The following is a 19,931-nucleotide window of genomic DNA, read 5'->3' on the forward strand; positions in this document are numbered from 1 at the left end:
TTGTGTGCTTTTTGCTGTCTTTATCTTCGGCAGAGAAGGTAAAGGGGAATAAATAATGATTTGTCAAATGAATCAGGTTAAGAAAATGTACGGCGGAAATATCATATTTGAAGATTTAACATTGGAAGTAAAAGAAAAGGAGCGAATCGGAATTGTCGGCAGGAATGGAGGCGGCAAGACGACGCTGTTACGGTTAATGGCAGGAATTACAAAGCAGGACGAAGGAAATATCCATTGGAAAAAAGCGACGACCATCGGCTATTTAGAACAGATACCTCATCCGGAAGAAGGCATCGGTGTATTTGATGTGCTAAAACAGTCTAATGAGGAAATAGTAGCTCTGGAAAAGCAAATGAACCATCTGGAGCAGGTGATGCAGAACCCGGAATCAGAACAGGATATGGCTGCAGCTATTAAGGCATACGGTGAAGCGCAGGAACGTTACACTGTGCTTGGCGGATATGAATTAGAAGCAAATATTGACCGGATTACGACAGGCTTGCAAATTCATGATTTATTACAAATGCCTTTTGACCAAATCAGCGGCGGAGAAAAAACAAAGGTTGGCTTAGCGAAGATTCTTCTCCAGGATCCAGATTTCCTGTTACTGGATGAGCCGACAAACCATTTAGACCTGCAGGCGGTGGAATGGCTGGGGGAATTTTTAAATAACTATGAGGGAACAGTTGTCGTTATCTCCCATGACCGCTATTTTCTCGATGAAGTCGTGGAGCGAATTGTTGATTTAGAAGATGGAGAGCTGGCGGTTTATCATACGAATTTCTCCGGTTATGTGAAGGAAAAGGAAGAGCGGCTGCTCCGGGAGTTTCAGGCTTATGAAGAACAACAGAAAAAAATGAAGAAAATGAAAGAAGCCATTAAACGTTTGAAAGAGTGGGCGAACCGGGCTAACCCGCCCAATGAAGGACTGCATAAGCGGGCAAAAAATATGGAGCGTGCGCTGGAGCGGATGGAAAAAATAGAAAAGCCGGGGTTAAACCGGAAAAAGATGCAAATGGAATTAGACAGCTCGGATCGGAGCGGGAAAGATGTAGTTGTCATGACAGATGTACGGAAGCAATTTGGAGAAAAACTGCTTTTTGATCAGGTAGATTTGCACATCCGTTATCAGGACCGGGTTGCCATTATCGGGGAAAATGGAACAGGAAAATCCACACTGATCCAGCTGATGCTTGGGAATGTACAGCCGGATGAAGGAGAAGTCATGATTGGCAGCAATGTAAAGTTCGGTTATCTTTCACAGCATGTGTTTCATGATATTGACCCGAATCAGACAGTACTTGAAACATTTCGTGAAGCAATTTCCGTAACAGAAGGAAAGGCAAGACATATTCTGGCAAAGTTTCTTTTTTACGGGGAGCATGTTTTTCGGAAAGTAACACAGCTGAGCGGCGGCGAAAAAATGCGTCTGCGCTTAGCACAGCTGATGCATCAGGATATCAATACGCTTATACTGGATGAACCGACGAACCATTTAGATATTGATTCCAGAGAAGTATTAGAGGAGACGCTGGAAGGATTTGGAGGAAGCCTGATTGCTGTCAGCCATGATCGCTACTTTTTAGATAAACAATTTGATTATCTGTATTGGATAGAAAACAAACAACTATCAACGTATCCGGGGAATTACTCTTGGGCAAAGGAAAAAAGGAAAGAACAGTTATCGGAAAAGGAAGAAGCGCTCTCCTCCTCTAACAAAAAAACAGATAAAAAAATGAAAAAATCGTATAAAACCATAGAAGACCCGTCAATAATGATAGAGAAGCTGGAACAGCAAATTGAAGCGTTAGAGGCGGAAATTTATGCGATAGAGCTACGTATGGCAGGAATAGCTGATGCAGAAGAACTGCAAAGGTTACAAGAGCAGAAGGAAAATAAAGATAGTGAAAGACAACACGCCTATGAAAAGCTGCTAGTTTTAGAGAATAGGGATTAAAGCATGAAGGCATTCATCAACCAATTCGGTGAATGCCTTTGATAAGATGAGGATGGGACTGCGATTACACTTCCTGCCGAAGAACTTTTGCGTTTATTCGTCTCCATTAAAAAGCATTTACTAAAATTTTAACGTGTCTAATATGAAAAAAATGGTGAGCTGGGTAGAGATTCCTGTCAGTTTTTGCGATATAATAGGAGTAACTTAGAAATATGGGGAAAAGAGAAGGTGCTGCATTGAAATCCGTTAACGATAAAATAGATTTATTTAAACGTTTTTTCTTAAATAACCGCTTTGTTGTGTTCTTAGTCATTTTATTGTTGATTGGCTTAAACATACTTATTTTCACACATATTTCCTTTGTGTTTACACCACTTGTCGTGCTTTTAAAGACAGTTTTGCTGCCAATTATTTTATCAGCAATTTTATATTATTTATTGAATCCAATTGTTAATTATTTAGAAAAGAAAAATGTGAAGCGGATCTATTCTATCTTTGTGCTGTATCTGGTTATTATTGGCATTTTAACGATTTTAATCATTTCTGTCTTTCCTTTCTTGAGAGACCAGATTACAAGTTTCATAACAAGCCTGCCGCCGTTTATTTCAGATATTGAAAAAATGGTAAATGATTTTATCGGCGGGAATTTCATTAACCAATTTCAATTAGTGGAATATATCGATCTGCAAGGATTTGCTACACAGTTATCTGACCGTTCACTTGATTTAGTGAATAGCGCCTTTTCCAATATTGGAAGTGTAATCGGCGCCGTCACAGAAATTGTCTTAGCAATTGTCACGCTGCCATTCATCTTATTTTATTTATTGAAGGATGGGGAAAAGCTGCCACACTATTTTCTTAAATTTTTACCAGTGTCCATGAGAAAACCAACCTACGTGATTTTGAAAGAAATGAATCATCAAATCAGCAGTTTTATTCGCGGACAAATTATTGTTGCTTTCTGTATCGGTGTGCTGATGTATATCGGCTTTACCGTTATTGGACTGGAATACGCACCGGTATTGGCGCTGATTGCCGCTTTTACGAATGTTGTTCCTTACCTTGGACCAGCGATTGCAATTACCCCCGCGTTAATCGTTGCGGTGGTGACTTCTCCATTTATGGTGATTAAGCTGATTATTGTATGGACCATTGTACAGCTCATTGAAGGGAAGTTTATCTCACCGCAGATTATGGGAAGAAATCTCCGTGTGCATCCGATTACGATTATCTTTATTATTCTGACGGCTGGGAATTTATTTGGTGTCGTTGGTATTCTATTAGCTGTTCCCGGCTACGCGCTTCTTAAAGTATTTGTGACGCATGCCTTTGAATTCTTTAAAATCCGAAGTCATTTATATGAAGCTGATTTGGAGTCAGAAAATCGGGATGAAAAAAAGTAGCTTGAAAGCAATTAGCCGCGTCAATAGAGAAATCTGACGTACAGGTATTGATGAAAATAGAAATAAAATTAAAAAACGTTCTGATCTTTCTTTACAGAAAGCAGGAACGTTTTTTAATTTTATTGAATTAGGGTGAAATGAAAAGGAATATATGTCTGCAGCTTACAGGTTTCATGAAATGTGAATGGTTATTAAATAATAGGGAATCCTTATGAAATAAGTTATTTTATACAAATTTGTGATAGAAAGATGAGAAAGTCCATTGAAAAGGGATTTACTCGGGAAAAATAACGATAATGTTTGATTAACGTGATGCTGATACCTGCCAAATATTAAAATTGAAATTATTGACAGCGTTTTAATTTTGTTATAAGGTATTGGATGACAAGTTAAGGGTTGTGTCGGAGATAAAGTTCACACAGTAAATCGTTTTTTCACGAGAGAGGAGACGGTTATATCTGTGTGGACTTTTTTATTTGTCATTTTTACTTCATACTTGTTGAAAATCAATAGAACATTCTATTTAACAAGGGGGATATAAACATGTCTGAATTTGCAGCTGAGTTGCTCGGGACAATGATTCTAATCATTTTAGGGGCAGGAGTTGTCGCTGGCACAGAATTAAAAAAATCGAAAGCTGCAGGCGCCGGCTGGGTACTGGTTACAATAGGCTGGGGTTTAGGTGTGACGATGGGAGTCTATGCGGCAGGGAATATATCTGACGCCCATTTAAATCCTGCGGTAACATTAGGATTTGCTGCAATTGGCGAATTTCCGTGGGCAAAGGTGCCGGCGTATCTATCCGGTCAGATAATCGGAGCTATAATTGGCGCAATGATTGTTTACTTTCAGTACCTTCCGCATTGGAGAGAAACGGAAGATAAAGGGGCAAAGCTGGGAGTATTTGCGACAGGTCCGGCTGTGAGAAGCTATCCGGCCAATTTAGTAAGTGAGATCATCGGAACGTTTGTCTTGGTTATGGGCTTATTATTTATCGGTGCAAACGAATTCACAGAAGGATTAAACCCGGCGGTGGTTGGATTATTAATTGTTGCAATCGGGATGTCTCTTGGAGGACCGACCGGCTATGCAATCAACCCGGCCAGAGATCTGGGTCCAAGAATTGCACATGCTATTTTACCGATTATAGGTAAAGGCGGATCAGATTGGCGGTATTCGCCGATTCCTGTTATTGGTCCGATTATCGGCGGTGTATACGGTGCCATTTTCTACCATGCATTTTTTGATGGGGAGATGGGGGCAGGTTTTTGGATCATGTCTGCTGTAGTAGCCATCATTCTGGCAACAGCTTTTGTAAATGAACAGCGTCGAGATAAGCATGCTATCTCATAAGTAAGAATAAAATAACGTATTTTAGGGTATGTAATATATGGAATAAACACCTGCACATTTAGAACAGGTGAATTTTAAATGAATAAACGGAGGAAACAGGGATGGCAGAGAAATATATTCTTTCAATTGATCAAGGAACAACGAGTTCACGTGCGATTTTATTTGATAATAAAGGGGCAATTATCGATACTGCGCAAAAAGAATTTGAACAGTACTTTGAAAAACCAGGCTGGGTAGAGCATGATGCCAATGAGATTTGGACATCTGTATTAGGCTGTATTGCGGAAGTATTAAATAAAACAGGTATTGAAGCAAATCAAATAGAAGGAATTGGAATTACCAACCAGCGTGAAACAGCAATTGTATGGGACAAAAATACGAAACGGCCAATTTATAGAGCTATTGTCTGGCAATCCCGTCAGACAGAGCCTATTTGTAAGGAATTAAGAGAACAAGGCTATGAGGATACATTCCGGGATAAGACAGGTCTCCTGATTGATCCGTATTTTTCAGGAACGAAGGTAAAATGGATCCTGGATAATGTAGAAGGTGCAAGAGAAAAAGCGGAAGCAGGAGACTTGTTATTTGGTACGGTTGATTCGTGGCTGATTTATAAGTTTTCAGGCGGACAAACCCATGTGACCGATTATTCCAATGCTGCCAGAACACTGATGTTTAATATTCATGATTTAGAATGGGACGAAGAGCTGTTAGACATTTTAGGTGTACCGAAATCGATGCTTCCAGAAGTACGTCCGTCTTCTGAAGAATATACAAAAACGATCTCTTATCATTTCTTTGGTGAGGAAGTTCCAATTGCGGGCATTGCAGGTGACCAGCAGGCTGCTTTATTTGGACAGGCTTGTTTTGAAGAAGGAATGGCCAAAAACACATACGGTACAGGCGGGTTCCTGTTAATGAATACAGGAGAAAAACCGGTTGAATCAGAGAATGGATTATTAACAACCATTGCCTGGGGCGTTGATGGAAAAGTTACCTATGCGTTAGAAGGAAGTATTTTTGTAGCTGGCTCTGCTATTCAATGGCTGCGGGACGGTTTAAGAATGATTGAATCCAGCCCGGAAAGTGAAGATTTTGCAACACGGGTCAAGACAACAGATGGTGTTTATGTCGTACCTGCTTTTGTTGGTTTAGGAACGCCATATTGGGATAGTGAAGCACGCGGATCCGTATTCGGCTTAACAAGAGGAACCAAAAAAGAGCACTTTATCCGCGCGACATTAGAATCACTGGCTTATCAGACCAGAGATGTGATGGAAGCGATGGCGACAGATTCAGATATTGAATTAAAAACCCTGCGTGTAGACGGAGGAGCCGTGAAAAATGATTTCTTAATGCAGTTCCAAAGCGATATTTTGGACGTCACTGTAGAACGTCCTGAAATCCAGGAGACAACAGCGCTTGGCTCTGCTTATCTGGCTGGATTAGCTGTCGGCTTCTGGGAAAGCCAGGAGGAAATCGCGAAGCAATGGAAAGTAGAGAAAACATTCGAGGATAAAATGGATAATGATGAAAGTGAAAAGTTATATAAAGGATGGCAAAAAGCTGTCGAGGCGACAAGGGTGTTTAAGCTGGAAGAATAGTTGCAGCTATGGACAAATAGAAAATTTAAATGACATGTAAGTGCTAAAGCGGCTCAGCGGTCTATAGAGAAACTGCTGAGCTGGAGCCTTACAAGATTATACAGATATAATACGTTTTTAGTAAGATGTAATAAAATAAGTCACTGAAGACCACGAAACCTCTGTACAATTACTCAAATCAAATAGTGTTCTCCCACTGCATAAAAGGTAATAAACAATGGAATGACTACTTGTTCTACGTAAATTCTTAAAAAGTACATAAACTGAAGCATCATTAATATGATTCGCAGGTGGGGATGAGATTTCAAGGAGTGTTTTGTATGCAATGGTATCTCAACTTTTTTTACAGCTTGGAAAAATGAAATGCAAAGGCTAGGATAATTCCTGGTCTTTTTTCTATGGTTGAAAAAAATATAGAAAGGTGGTTTAATATGTATATATTGTTTATATAGTGTATATACATTAATGGAGGAGTAGGCTTATGGGGAAATCTTCAAAATATGGAGCCTGGGGTGAGTGGTTAAGTACTGTAGGTGTTTTGATAGGAATACAAATCTTGCTTGTTATTTTTGACAGGGCAGGCTGGAGCCCGAATTTACGTGATGATAATTCACTCTTGATGCGAATTCGGGATAGTATCATGGAGTCAGCATGGTTTACCGATATTTTCAACTTTCATACATCTGATATTTTTAATTTTATTACTCTTCTAAGTATAGTTATCATCGTGCTGCAGACGATTTTCCTTCTTTTTTCAAGTGTGTTGAAAAGAGACTGACCCATCATACTTTTAAAATTATTCTGCATCATACAAAATTTCTCTTGAATTTTTCTAAATAAAGCGATGTTTTTGGAGCTTAGCATTACGAGATTATTCATTACTTTTTGTATTGTGTATAATGTAGATATACAATCAGAAAAATGAGGTATAGACATGCAAATTATTATATCCAACAGCTCTAAAGAACCGATTTATGAGCAGATATTAAAGCAAATTCAAACAGCAATTCTTTCAGGCGAGCTGGCGGAAGGAGATGCATTGCCTTCTATCAGACAGCTGGCAAAAGATTTAAAAATAAGTGTTATTACAACCAAACGGGCCTATGAGGAGTTGGAGAAATCAGGGTTTATCTACTCCATTGTCGGAAAAGGTTCGTTTGTAGCGGAGCAAAACTTAGATGTTATCCGGGAGAAGAAATTAAGAGTGATTGAGGAGCAGCTGAGTGCGGTTATTTCGAACAGCAAGGAAATTGGATTGCCTTATGAAGAACTGCAAGAATTATTAAAGCTGCTGTATGAGGAGTGATGGGGATGGAAAATGTGGTGGAACTCCATGATGTTTCTAAGTCGTTGAAAGCATTTACGATAGATCATATGGATTTACAAATAAAGCAAGGATATGTAACTGGATTTATTGGGGCAAATGGCGCCGGCAAATCAACGACAATGAAGCTCATTATGAATCTGCTGCAGCCGGATAATGGGGAAGTGAGCGTATTTGGACTGGATTATGCCAGTCATGAAAAAGAAATAAAAGATCGCATCGGCTTTGTTTACGACAGCAATATCTTTTATGAATCCTTGAACTTGAAGGATATTAGCAGGATTGTGGCACCGGCATATACGCACTGGGATCAAAAGCAATTTAAAGCATACGTGGAGCAGTTTGAACTGCCTTTAAATAAGCCAATGAAGAAATTCTCAAAGGGAATGCAGATGAAAGCTTCCATTGCAATGGCTCTTTCGCATGATGCGGAGTTGATTGTTATGGACGAGCCAACAGCAGGACTGGATCCGACATCTCGTAGGGAGCTATTAGATATTTTTCAGGAAGTAATGATAGACGGGAAAAGAACGATTCTCTTCTCGACACATATCACCAGCGATCTGGACCGGATTGCTGATTATATTGTTCTAATTGATGAAGGAGAAATTCTTTTTGATAAACCAGTCTATGAACTGCAGGAACAGTATGCAATCGTGAAGGGAAGCACGGAATTGCTTGATGCAGATACGGAAGCATTTTTTATAAAAATAGAACGTTTGCCAAACGGATTTCAGGCGTTGACCAAGGATGCTGCAAAAGTAAAAGAAGTGTTCGGCGAGCATGTTGTCATTGAAGAAGCATCCTTAGAGGAAATCATGTTTTATATGAAAGGGGCAGATTATCCATATGACTAATTTAATCAGAAGAGATTTGATAATACAGAAATTTCAGCTGTACTTATTCATTCCATGTATTCTTTTCTTTATTTTTGCAGGAACCCATTTACCTGCTTTTTTCATTTTTGTATTTGCGGGGTTTTTCATTCCGATAAACGCCTACTCGTATGATGAAAAGGCAGAAACCAATATTTTGTTGAATTCTTTGCCTTATACTCGCACGCAAATTATTGCTTCCCGGTATATTGGCGCTGTTTTTTATATGGCAGTATCTATTGGTATAACAATTATCCTTTTTTCATTGTTTAATCGTGCTTTTACATGGGCGGATATTGGAATTGGAGCAGGGATTACACTTACTTTGTTTGCAATTGCGTTTCCGTTGTTCTATCTATTGAAGCCGGGACATATTGGGACGGCAATTGTGATAGGATTTGTTTTGGTGTTTATTTTAAGCCAGGTAACAATGACATTTTTAGAAGAGCATCTGACTTCCATAGTTCAATTTCTCTCCAGTGCGTCCACTCCTTCACTTTATATAAGTGTTGCGGGTATCATTATCGTGTTATATGCAGCTTCCTGGCTGATTAGCCAAATGATTTATCAGCGGAAAGCTTTTTAAAAAATTATAGTAAATCTTGAATAGATACCGATTAGAGATCTTGAGCATAAAGCTGAGGTCTCTTTTTTATGGAAAGATCATTTTAACAGTTGAAAAGGTAATAAAAAGATGGTTTAATAATGTATATATTGTTAATATAGTATATATACAATATTGGATTAGAAGTATAAGCGTTATATAAAGGGGAATACGGATGACGGAAAAAACAAGATTTTTAAGTAATAAGAAACTAAAAGAAATAGTAGTAACTGCAGGAATTCTTATCCTGGTTCAAATTATTTTTATGCTTTTGGATGGAACTGGCTGGGAGCCCAATGTTCGTGATACAAATTTTATTAATAACATTTTAAACGCAAAGTTATTTACAGAGCATTTTCATTTTTATAGTTATCCATTTTTTAATTTTGTTACGTTTTTACAATTAGTTGCAGTAATAATATGTGTATTAGCAGAGATTCTGAGCTTTATTTTTAAGAAAAATAAGTAAAGAAATGATCTTGAAAGCAGAATTTCATGAATAGGAACGAAATGAAGGAAATGAATAGAATTTTAATTAGGGAGTGAAAAATATGGAAAATGTAGTAGAATTTAAAGGGGTAAGCAAGCATTTTAAAGATTTCTCAATAGAAGATATTAATTTACAAATCAAACAAGGGTATGTAACTGGTTTTATCGGGGCAAATGGAGCTGGGAAGTCAACAACGATGAAACTGATGATGAATTTGTTAAAGGCTGATGCAGGAGACATCAATGTATTTGGACTGGATTATGCCAGTAATGAGAAAGAGATTAAGGAGCGAATGGGCTTTGTCTACGATAGCAATGTGTTTTATGAAAGTTTAAATTTAAAGGATATTCGGCGGATTGTTGCACCAGCTTATAAAAATTGGAATGATAAGCAGTTTTACGATTATATCAAGAAGTTTGAATTGCCTTTAAATAAAGGAATGAAAACCTTCTCCAAAGGGATGCAGATGAAAGCTTCGTTGGCAATGGCATTATCGCATGATGCCGAATTCATTATGATGGATGAGCCGACAGCAGGGTTAGATCCCGTTTTCCGGAGAGAGCTTTTGGATATCTTGCAGGAGATCATGGAGGATGGAAGAAGAACATTATTCTTTTCTACGCATATCACCAGTGATTTAGAGCGGATTGCCGATTATATTACGTTTATTCAAAAGGGGAAAATTCTTTTTACCGATTCCATGGAAGATGTGCAGGATCGTTATGCTTTAGTTAAAGGAAGCATGGATGTCATCAATCGGGATGTAGAAAAAATGTTTATCAAGATAGAGCGTTCCTCCTATGGATTCACAGCTTTAACAAATGATGTGGCTGGAGTGAAGGCGGTACTTGGAGATCGTGTTGCTATGGAACCTGCTACTTTAGAAGATATTATGTTCTATGCAAAAGGAGCGGAGAAGCAAAATGTTTAACCTGATAAAAAAAGATGTTTTTATACAGAAAACGCAAATAGGCTTTCTTGTTCCCCTTATTATGATCTTTGCTATTTTCATCAAGGATATACACCCATCATTTATTTTTCTGATGGCGGCTGTTTTTATTCCTTTGAATGCATATATATTTGATCAGCAATCGAAAACAAATATTTTTCTTAACTCTTTGCCATACACAAGAAAAGAAATTGTTGCTGCCAGATATATTGGGGCAATTGTATATATGATTCTATCCGTTATTCTGGCAGGAGTTATCCTATATGTATTTCAGTTTGACTATACCATGAGGGACATGGCAATTGCTGCTGGGTTATTCTGTCTCATTGCGGCCTTTGCTTTTCCATTATTTTATTTCTTAAAGGCAGAGTATATTTTTATAGCGGCTTTTATTGGATTTATTGCTTCAACCATTATTTTGCCGCCAGTTTTTCGATTTTTAGCAGACCACCTTACTACCATTACAGATTTTATTACGAGCTTATCAACGTCAATATTTTATCTTAGCGGCGCAGCTATAGCGATTGGTTTATATCTCATATCCTGGGTAGTCAGTCAGTTTATTTATCAGCGTAAAGTATTCTGATATATCGTGTAATATCAATTTATTTGAAAGAAGGAAGACATGAATATGCTTAACTTGATCAAAAAGGATTTAATTATACAGAAACGGGATCTGCTTATATCTGTTACTATAATTGTTTTCTATGCCATCTTTGCCAGGCAGCTCAGTCCATTTTTTATTTTTTTGGTGGCGAGTATTTTTTTGCCGCTCAATGCGTATATAAATGAAGAAAAGACAAAGATAAATGTATTATGGAACTCGCTTCCGTACACAAGAAAAGAGATTGTGGCTGCGAAATATGCTGGAGCAGTGCTATTTATGATTTTATCAATTGGAGTCGCTGGCGTCATTCTATATTTCTTTAATTATAGTTATACAATAGGGGATATGGCGATTGGTGCTGGATTGTTCTTAATTTTTGCTGCTTTCACTTTTCCGTTATTTTATATACTAAAGCCTGGTTACATAGGGACAGCAATTATGATTGGATTTCTCGTATTTTCATTTGCCTTATCCTCTATTGTGCCCTTTGTAACTGAAAATCTAACAGTAATCATTCATTTTTTTGCAAGCTTATCGACATTAACACTTTATCTTAGTGGTGCAATGATCGCTCTTAGTTTGTATATTATATCTTGGTTAGTCAGCCAATTTATTTACGAGCGAAAAGTATTTTAACGAATGTATTTAAAATACAGATTGAAGGGGTAAGGAGAAATATAAAAAAAGCAGGCTCAAGCTTAAGGCTTAGCCTGCTTTCTAAAACCATTAATCATCTACTTCCACATGCAGCTGTTCTCCAGACTCCGCATCAATATAAACATCTACTTCCTGAGACCCCATATCTTCAAAATTTATTTCATATACCGGGCTGCCATTTTCAAATTCTAATGACCAGGCTCTTGCAGTAATGCCCTCTGTTTCAGAAGCTTCTGAGGCTGTAGACAGTGCTTCTTCAGCGGTGATATAATCATCCAGCATTAATTCCTCGTAGCGATCATCTGCATCCTGCTGTTCTTGTTCCTCAGCTATGATTTTACCGGATTGGTCGATTTCAGCAGAGTATTCGGTGGAATCATCGAAACCGTCAATATCATAGACTAGTTCTCCTCTTTCTTCATCTAATTGAATAGAAGAAACACTTGTATCCGGGAATTTTTCATGAAAAGCGCTGATGGCATCTTCTACACTTAAGGATGCGTTAGTAAGATCGACAGCATCATTTTCTGCTGCGTCATTATTATTGCCATTGGTGTTGGCATCATCCGTGTTTTCATCTTCTGTATTTGCATCCTCATTATTATCGTTTGCATTTTCGTTTGCATTTTCGTTTGTATCTGAATCGTTTGCTGCGTTATTATCTGTATTGCTGTCATCGCTTGTCCCGCAAGCTGCTAAAGTAATGGAAAGAAGCAGTGTCAGGCAAAGAAGTAAGATTTTTTTCATGGTTGTTCATCCTTTCCAAGCTCTCTTTGAGAGCGTTATTTAAACTAATAATACCCATTTAAAAAAGAATCAAACCAAAAATAAAAAAAATAGGTATTTCTCTTTTGAGTATGTCTTTATATTAATTTGTACGAAAACAAAGGTTTTATGCATAGCAAAACACCCATTTCTTTTAAGAGATGGGTGTGAAAAGCAGATGGAAGCATACATATTATTTTGCTGCTGAATTGCGTTTATGCTTGGATATCATACGGTACTCAATTAAAAGCTCTCCAACAATGGCGAATAAGAAAACAGGAAGGGCGTAAAAGATATTGGTCAGAATCCAGATAATCAGAAAGACTCCCAGCATCCCAATCCATAACGCTCCTGACAGCATTCCGCGCTTCGTTATTTCTTCTGTATCCCTGTAATATCCTGCGTAAGCTTCGTGATAGCGTTCATGCTCTTGCATTAACCATGGCTTGAACCGCTTCTTCTCGGTAAGAACTAAAAAGGCGATAATCAATATGCCAGGTAATACAAAAGGAATTAATACACCAAGGGTAGCTGCAGGGTCGCTGTTTTCCATAAAGTATTGTGAACTGGAGATGGAGATTCCAAATAAGATGACACCAACAGCAAGGGCGTAAATAAGTGCCCGTTTCCAATTCATCGGATATTTTGCTGCTGTTTCTGTTGTTAATCCTAAATAAGTTAGGGCAGCACCAGCAGGTACAACAAATGGCAGAAAGGAGGAAATAGCAATGAATAAATGATTTTCTGTTGAAAAATAAGTAATCATGGCTGTAATGATGCCAAACAATAGCACTCCAACAGAAAGTATATATCCAATCGCATAGCCTGCAGACAGCTTTGGTTTCGTATCAATATACATTTTTCCAATAATCTCTTTTCGTTTTTCTCTGCTCAAATCATCAGCAATGGCAGTAATATCACCTAATTCTGCAACGGCCTCTGCAAATGCTTCGTCAGATGACTTTCCTTCCTTTTCTAAATCCTGCACGCGGTCTTTTAAATTCATTACAATTTCTTCTTTAAAATCTTCAAGCTCTGGTGTGGGTCCATAGCCTTGAAATAAATCATCCACATATTTTTTTATCATCATGTTAATTATCCTCCTTCTTTAATAATCGATTTAAGATACGCTGGGTAAATTCCCAATCGGCAATATTTTGTTTATATTGAGTACGTCCTTTGTCGGTAATCCGATAATACTTTCGACGGCCGCCTTGACTTTCATCTCCCCAATAGGCGACAATGCATCCATCCTTTTCCAATCGTTTATAACTGGAATAAAGGGTGGCTTCTTTTAATTGATATAAACCATCTGTCCGATCCATGATGGTTTTATAAATTTGGTACCCGTAGGCATCGTTTTCCATTATAATGCCCAATACAATCGTATCTGTATGTCCGCGTAATAAATCTGCTGAAATTCTTCCTTCCAACAAAATCCCTCCTTGCCTTACAACGAATTATCTTCATATTCCAATATATATTAGATATAGTACTATGACAGTCGAAGTAATTTTCTATACAAGTATATTACTATGACAGTCATAGTATGTCAATAAAGAAAGTAATCGAAAAAAAGACTGGAATTTCACCCAGTCTTGATTTCTGTTTACGATTAAATCAACAAATCTTTTTCTATAAGCGATGAAGGTTTCTCTTATAGAGGATGTTCAAAAAGACCAACAAAAATGCCACGGCGAGAAAAGGAACTTCTGCTAAGACTGCCCTCGTCCTATGGGCGGTCTTAGCAGAAGTCACCACAACACGCGAGAAGTCCGTTCGTAAAAATCTCTGTCGCCTTAAACTTCTTGAAACTTTTTATCGTCCTTTTTGAACACGCACTTACAGAAAGTGAGAAGGATAGTTTTTAATCAAGTATTCTTTCATTTCCTCAGCTGTTTTCTTTTCCAAAACAGATACAATATCATCAGCTAGTATTTTTCTGCGCGAACTGCTGGAAAAACCGATGTCCAACAGCTTATTGATATCGTCATCATTCATATAGAATTTTACTTTTAGACATGTATAGCCTTGCTCCTCAATAAGTGTAGCAATACGGTTGGAAAAAGTAAGAATATAGTCATAATCAAGTTTGGCTAACTCATGTAACTCGTTAATATGCAATGCTTTAACAATTTTAATATCCAGAAAATGATTTAACGAAGCTCCAAAGAAATCAGCTTTTTCTATGGAAGAATTCGTAACAACGATGATTCTTTTTGTGTTCCTTCCCAAGATCTTATTTTCATTAATATGTTTTCGGAAAATAAGCGTTAGTGTTGCAATCTGATCTGAAGATAATTGAAGTTCATTGGAAATAAACGAATTTTGTTCAATTAAACGATATAGATTTGGGAATTTCTCTGCAGTTTGGTCCAGCTTATTATCATAAAAATCAAAGTGATAATCGGAACGCAGTATACATTTGAAAATGAACTGGTATATTTCTTGGAATAATTCATGGTGCGAATATATATCTGTAATAATATTTGATTGAATGCCAGAAATAAATTGTATCATTTTATCTTCCAGCCATTGGATTTGAATAGATACGTTATTTTCCCTGTTCATCGTATCCAGAGAGAATAATATATGATTAATAATCTGATTCTCTGTTGAATGTTCAACAAATTTAAATGGTGATGAGAAGGTAAAGGTTGTATGAACTTTTTTATTTTCATAGTAACCTAGATGATTTCTATAAAGTGCAATCATTACATATAAAAAAATAAACTTTTTAGAAGGGTAAGATAATTCTATATTCAGTTGATGGATTATACTTTCAATCATATTTTTAACTTGGTTGTGAATAAAATGTGTTTCAGTTATAAAGTATTCTGAAATTAATACTTCCATTGGATTATTAGCTTGTCGAAGATATAATGTATTATTCTCATCCAGCTCAAAGAGTTTGATTAAAATTTTTGTACCTTCTATACGAATAAGGGTTTCTTGACCAGTAATACGAATCCCTTTTTTACGAATAATCTCTTTGGAAAGTCCTGCTTGTTTTAGTTGATTTGTCAAATGACGGTTATCTTTTTTCTTGGTGCTCATACTTAATCCCAAATGCTGATATAATCTGGAGGTATTGACAACTTCTTTTAAAAGGGACTGCACAATAATAAAAGATAATCGCTCTTTTTGTGATGGAACATATTCATAAAAAGGAATGCTTTGAACGATTTGGATATATTCTTTATACGTCATCTTACTTTGAATCTTGTGGTTTTTAGGGACAAGCTGCTGATGCTTGGATAAATATGCATTGATTAAATCAATTCTCCTGTAAATACTTCCCTCGCTTCGATTGAAAGCTTTTGTATTTGATAAATCAATCTCACCATGCTCTTGAAGGTGATTAAGTAATTTTAAATCAAGTGAGTCCATAGTTCCTTTCCTCCTCCTGAAGTATCGGTCAAATAGCATTTTTGTTTTTTCTGCTTTTGAAAGCATAGGTTAAAGGTCTTCCAATTAAAAATGAGGGGTAATATTTTGAATGGATTTCTATTAAAAAACTTCCTTGTTATGACCCTAATATAATTCTACACTTAGTTTAAGAAATAAGGAAGGAAGAGAAGGAATGAAATTAAATAACGTTAAAGATACAATTCAAAAGTTTGGAAGATCTTTGTTGTTACCAATTGGTGTAATGGCTCCTGTTGGGATGCTTATGGGAATTTGTGGAGCTTTAGGACAGGATTATATGATTGAGAGATTGCCTTTCTTGGATAATACTGTGATTCAAACAGCTATTAATAGCTTGCAGGATATTACAGCAATCATTTTTGGAAATATTCCACTTCTCTTTGCTATGGGTGTCGCATACGGGATGTCCAAGAATGAAAAAGGAATTGCTGTATTTGCTTCTGTATTAGGTTATTTAACTATGCTTGTTGTAATGAATGTATATCTGACAGTGACAGGCACACTAGCTGAAGACCCTGAAACGATGTCGCAAGTAGGACAAGGTGTTGTATTAGGAATTCAAACATTGCGAATTGATGCTTTTGGAGGGATAATAGCTGGTTTAATAGCTGCCAAAATTGCGGACCGCTTCTATAAATTAGAGTTACCGCTGGCATTTGCTTTCTTTGGCGGAAAAAAATCTGTTCCAATCATTACATTTTTGGTGATGATTCCAGTCGGATTGATTATCCCTGTTATCTGGGGATTATTTACTCAATTTTTATTAAGTATTTCATTTATATTTATGAACCAACATTTTGGAGTCGGTGCTTATTGGTTTGCTCATCGTGCTTTGATTCCTTTTGGTCTCCATCATGTACTTGCTTCTGTTGTTCGTTTTTCAGAAGCAGGAGGCGTTTACCTGATTGACGGTCAAAATTATATTGGTATTTTAAATGCTACAAATAAGATTTTATTTGATTTAGGTCCATCGCATGAAGCATGGGATCGCTTAATGCCTGATTTAGTAAAGTATCTGGCTTCTGGTCAGATGCTGATTACATTGTTTAGAATTCCGGCCATTGGTTTAGCAATGTATCACACTTCTTTTGCATCTAATAAAACAATAGCTAAAGGAACTATTCTGACAGTTGTATTAACAGCATTCTTAGGGAATGTAACGGAACCGCTTGAGTTCTCGTTCTTATTCATTGCTCCTTTGTTGTTTGTCGTTTATATCATATTAAGTGGTATTATGGCGTTACCATTAAATTTTTTGGATATATCGATTGGCTATATTCGGGGAACTATATTTGACTTTGGTATCTTTGGATTATTATACGAAGATACGAATTGGTATCAGCTTGTTCTTCTAGGTATCGTGAACTTTATCGTATTCTATTTTGTTTTCCGGTTTGCGATTACAAAATGGAATTTAAAAACACCTGGACGTGAAGCAGAAATTAAAAATGTGAGTCTATTAAAAGAAAAACGATACCCTGAAATTGCGGGAATTGTTATTGAAGGACTTGGCGGAAAAGAAAATATTAAAAATGTAGACAACTGTGTTACTCGATTAAGAGTAGACTTATATGACGATGAAAAAGTTGACATGGAAAGATTAAAAGATTCTGGTTCCTCCGGCTCCTTTATGGCTCAAAAAAATCATATTCATGTCGTATTTGGACCACATGTGGAATTTGTCAGAAATGCAGTTGATGAAAAGTTATATTCAAAATAAAGCATAAGGGAGCAGGAAGTATGAGAGCATTATATGATTCTAAAACAAAAACAATGTATGATTATGGAATTAGAGAATTATTAGATTCTAATCAAAAGTATCAATCATGGCTGGATGTTGAAGCTGCTTTAGCAACTGCTCAGGGAGAATTAGGCATCATACCTAAAAAAGCAGCAAAAAATATAAATGAAGCAGCTAGAATAGAAAATATAGATTTAGAAGAGATGGAAAGGTTAAAAGAAAGTGTTGGACATGGCTTTGTACCCTTTTTAAAAGTTTTCATTAAAGCATGTCACGAAGAAAGCGGGAAGTACGTGCATTATGGGGTTACAACGCAAAATATTCAACAAACAGCACAGCTTTTAGTTACATCAAAAATACATGATCGTGTAATGACTGTACTTGCTGATATTTTATCCCACTTAGGAGAATTGGCAGAAAAACATCAAAATACAGTAATGTCTGGACGTACACATGGAAGACATGCCATTCCTATTACGTACGGATACAAAGTTTCTGTGTGGATTAGTGAGACGATTGATTCGATAGAGAGATTATCCGAAGCGGCCAAACGGACGTTTCAAGTAATGATGGGTGGAGCTGTCGGTTCATTTAATACCTTTGGAGAAAAAGGGATAACACTGCAATCAGAAGTGGCTAAACTGTTAAATATGAATGCCATGCCGGTACCGTCAAGAAATATAACGAGTCATAAAACGGAATATATTCATGCACTTGCTTTATTAGCAAATGGTTTTCATAAAATTGCTGAAGAAGTATATTCTACATCCATTGAAGAAATTGGTGAAGTTTCCGAAAGTTTTCAAAGTGGAACAATTGGTTCCAGTACGATGCCGCATAAAATTAATCCCAAGCTGTCAAAAGGGATTATCGCTAACGCTCAAAAACTCTATACGCTTCCGCAGCTTTGTTTAAATGCCGCTGCAAGACCATATGAAGCAGATAGCAGTCAGTATATGGTATTTGATGCTGCGCTGGAAGAAGCAATAGAATTAATTACAGAAGTGGTTTTGCGGACAGAGGAATTGACGAAAGGAATTTCTGTTCATGTAAATAAAATGAAGGAAAATGCTTCTCTGAATAAAGGATTAGATAATAGTGAATTTATTATGATGGAACTGGCAAAGAAGCTGGGAAAAGATAAAGCACATGCGATTGTTTACAACAAAGCGATACAAGTGCAGACCGAGGGAAGTTCATTTGTAGATACTTTATTAGAAGATAAGGATGTAAATCAAATGTTTTCTAAGGATGAAATCAACGGTATGCTGCTTCCGGAAAGGTATGTAGGTGCAGGACATATTATTGCTGAAGAACAAGCTAAAAGAGCATTCCGTATCTCTGAAAAAATAAAAAAAGATTTACCAGAACAGGATGCTTGATGAAGAATCGGATGGTCCTTTTTTAGGAGTGTATTTAGTATGATTAAACTTGTTGCTGTTGATATGGATGGAACACTTTTAGATACAAATAAACAAATATCCAGTGCAAATAAAGACGCTATTAAAGCTTGTATAGACCAGGGAATTAGAATTGTTTTAAGTACAGGCAGGCCTTTTAGCCATGTAGAACCATACGCGGATGAATTAAAACTGAATAATTTTTTTGTTACAGCAAATGGGGGACAAATATTAAACGCGGAAAAGGAAGTGATTTCCCAGTACTTTCTTTCTGCCAATCATTTATTAAGGCTTACTCAATTTTGTGAAACAAAAAAATTAAGATATTGGGCGTTAACTACGAAAGAACTCTTTAAAAATCAGTTTCCAGTCAATTATATGGATAAAAACTGGTTAAAGTTTGGAATTCGGCTGGACACAGAGAAAGAAGCCGATAGTCTCCGCAAATATTTAATAGAAACGAATCTATACGAGGTCTCAAATACACTGCCAACTAATCTTGAGTTAAATCCTTTAGGTATAAATAAAGCAGCTGGTATTGAATTTGTTTGTAAACAAATTGGAATTGAGATGAATGAAGTAATGGCAATAGGAGATGCACTCAATGATGTCAAACTTATTAAAAAAGCTAAGCTGGGTATTGCGATGGGAAATGCTCAACAATGTGTTAAAGAAATAGCAGACTTTGTAACAAAAGATCATAACAACGACGGTGTAGCATTTGCGTTGAATAAATATATTTTACATGATAATAAATTGTTTTAAAGAAATAA

19 protein-coding genes are annotated in these 19,931 nt (G+C 36.8%); 15 read left to right on the forward strand and 4 right to left on the reverse strand.

The window, feature by feature from the left end; translation table 11 throughout:
* The first annotated feature begins 52 nt into the window (after positions 1 to 52).
* The 12 genes from abc-f (at position 53) to MKX55_RS04140 (ending at position 11,802) form a co-directional block, all read left to right on the forward strand.
* The gene (gene abc-f / locus MKX55_RS04085) at positions 53 to 1,957 is read left to right on the forward strand and encodes an ABC-F type ribosomal protection protein (protein WP_339238417.1); all 1,905 of its coding nucleotides are present in this window, start codon (positions 53 to 55) and stop codon (positions 1,955 to 1,957) included.
* A gap of 212 nt (positions 1,958 to 2,169) precedes the next feature.
* Positions 2,170 to 3,360, forward strand: a complete 1,191-nt coding sequence (locus MKX55_RS04090) for an AI-2E family transporter (protein WP_339182620.1) — start codon at positions 2,170 to 2,172, stop codon at positions 3,358 to 3,360.
* Positions 3,361 to 3,903: 543 nt separating this feature from the next.
* Positions 3,904 to 4,713 (forward strand): MIP/aquaporin family protein, encoded by an 810-nt coding sequence (locus tag MKX55_RS04095; RefSeq protein ID WP_339236277.1) that lies wholly within the window; start codon positions 3,904 to 3,906, stop codon positions 4,711 to 4,713.
* A gap of 101 nt (positions 4,714 to 4,814) precedes the next feature.
* Positions 4,815 to 6,317, forward strand: coding sequence for a glycerol kinase GlpK (gene glpK, locus MKX55_RS04100; RefSeq protein WP_339182624.1), 1,503 nt, complete (start codon positions 4,815 to 4,817; stop codon positions 6,315 to 6,317).
* 481 nt (positions 6,318 to 6,798) lie between these two features.
* Complete coding sequence (locus MKX55_RS04105; RefSeq protein WP_339236279.1) at positions 6,799 to 7,095, forward strand: YfzA family protein; 297 nt, start codon at positions 6,799 to 6,801, stop codon at positions 7,093 to 7,095.
* 156 nt (positions 7,096 to 7,251) lie between these two features.
* Positions 7,252 to 7,623: a GntR family transcriptional regulator gene (locus MKX55_RS04110; protein WP_042531893.1), complete on the forward strand. Its 372-nt coding sequence runs from the start codon at positions 7,252 to 7,254 to the stop codon at positions 7,621 to 7,623.
* Positions 7,624 to 7,628: 5 nt separating this feature from the next.
* Positions 7,629 to 8,498 (forward strand): ABC transporter ATP-binding protein, encoded by an 870-nt coding sequence (locus MKX55_RS04115; protein ID WP_339236281.1) that lies wholly within the window; start codon positions 7,629 to 7,631, stop codon positions 8,496 to 8,498.
* A complete protein-coding gene (locus MKX55_RS04120; protein WP_339236284.1) occupies positions 8,491 to 9,102 on the forward strand; it encodes an ABC-2 transporter permease in 612 nt (203 codons plus the stop codon). The genes MKX55_RS04115 and MKX55_RS04120 overlap by 8 nt, the downstream gene beginning before the upstream one ends.
* Positions 9,103 to 9,295: 193 nt before the next feature.
* On the forward strand, positions 9,296 to 9,589 hold the full coding sequence (locus tag MKX55_RS04125) for a YfzA family protein (protein ID WP_339182630.1): 294 nt from the start codon (positions 9,296 to 9,298) through the stop codon (positions 9,587 to 9,589).
* Positions 9,590 to 9,671: 82 nt separating this feature from the next.
* The gene (locus MKX55_RS04130) at positions 9,672 to 10,541 is read left to right on the forward strand and encodes an ABC transporter ATP-binding protein (RefSeq protein WP_339236287.1); all 870 of its coding nucleotides are present in this window, start codon (positions 9,672 to 9,674) and stop codon (positions 10,539 to 10,541) included.
* Positions 10,534 to 11,145, forward strand: a complete 612-nt coding sequence (locus MKX55_RS04135; RefSeq protein WP_339236289.1) for an ABC-2 transporter permease — start codon at positions 10,534 to 10,536, stop codon at positions 11,143 to 11,145. Before MKX55_RS04130 ends, MKX55_RS04135 begins: the two co-directional genes overlap by 8 nt.
* 45 nt (positions 11,146 to 11,190) lie before the next feature.
* On the forward strand, positions 11,191 to 11,802 hold the full coding sequence (locus MKX55_RS04140; protein ID WP_339236291.1) for an ABC-2 transporter permease: 612 nt from the start codon (positions 11,191 to 11,193) through the stop codon (positions 11,800 to 11,802).
* Positions 11,803 to 11,892: 90 nt separating this feature from the next.
* Here MKX55_RS04140 and MKX55_RS04145 read toward each other — a convergent pair whose 3' ends face one another.
* The 4 genes from MKX55_RS04145 to MKX55_RS04160 all read right to left on the reverse strand — a co-directional run bounded on the left by MKX55_RS04145 (position 11,893) and on the right by MKX55_RS04160 (position 15,978).
* Positions 11,893 to 12,570, reverse strand: a complete 678-nt coding sequence (locus MKX55_RS04145) for a PepSY domain-containing protein (protein ID WP_339236293.1) — start codon at positions 12,568 to 12,570, stop codon at positions 11,893 to 11,895.
* A gap of 211 nt (positions 12,571 to 12,781) precedes the next feature.
* Positions 12,782 to 13,678 (reverse strand): permease prefix domain 1-containing protein, encoded by an 897-nt coding sequence (locus MKX55_RS04150; RefSeq protein ID WP_339236296.1) that lies wholly within the window; start codon positions 13,676 to 13,678, stop codon positions 12,782 to 12,784.
* Position 13,679: 1 nt separating this feature from the next.
* Positions 13,680 to 14,021 carry a PadR family transcriptional regulator gene (locus MKX55_RS04155; protein WP_339182642.1) on the reverse strand — a complete coding sequence of 114 codons (342 nt, stop codon included), beginning with the start codon at positions 14,019 to 14,021 and terminating at the stop codon, positions 13,680 to 13,682.
* 409 nt (positions 14,022 to 14,430) lie between these two features.
* Positions 14,431 to 15,978: a helix-turn-helix domain-containing protein gene (locus tag MKX55_RS04160; protein WP_339236298.1), complete on the reverse strand. Its 1,548-nt coding sequence runs from the start codon at positions 15,976 to 15,978 to the stop codon at positions 14,431 to 14,433.
* A 193-nt stretch (positions 15,979 to 16,171) separates the two neighbouring features.
* Between MKX55_RS04160 and MKX55_RS04165 the strand changes: the two genes are divergently transcribed.
* From MKX55_RS04165 to MKX55_RS04175, 3 genes are read left to right on the forward strand one after another with little or no spacing between them, the layout of a single operon-like run.
* Positions 16,172 to 17,737 (forward strand): PTS transporter subunit EIIC, encoded by a 1,566-nt coding sequence (locus tag MKX55_RS04165; RefSeq protein WP_339236300.1) that lies wholly within the window; start codon positions 16,172 to 16,174, stop codon positions 17,735 to 17,737.
* Positions 17,738 to 17,757: 20 nt separating this feature from the next.
* Positions 17,758 to 19,140 carry an adenylosuccinate lyase family protein gene (locus MKX55_RS04170; RefSeq protein ID WP_339182648.1) on the forward strand — a complete coding sequence of 461 codons (1,383 nt, stop codon included), beginning with the start codon at positions 17,758 to 17,760 and terminating at the stop codon, positions 19,138 to 19,140.
* 39 nt (positions 19,141 to 19,179) lie between these two features.
* The gene (locus tag MKX55_RS04175) at positions 19,180 to 19,923 is read left to right on the forward strand and encodes a Cof-type HAD-IIB family hydrolase (RefSeq protein ID WP_339182650.1); all 744 of its coding nucleotides are present in this window, start codon (positions 19,180 to 19,182) and stop codon (positions 19,921 to 19,923) included.
* Positions 19,924 to 19,931 lie beyond the last annotated feature (8 nt).

The sequence above is a fragment of the Oceanobacillus sp. FSL W7-1281 genome, assembly GCF_037969835.1.
GTDB lineage: Bacteria > Bacillota > Bacilli > Bacillales > Amphibacillaceae > Oceanobacillus > Oceanobacillus oncorhynchi.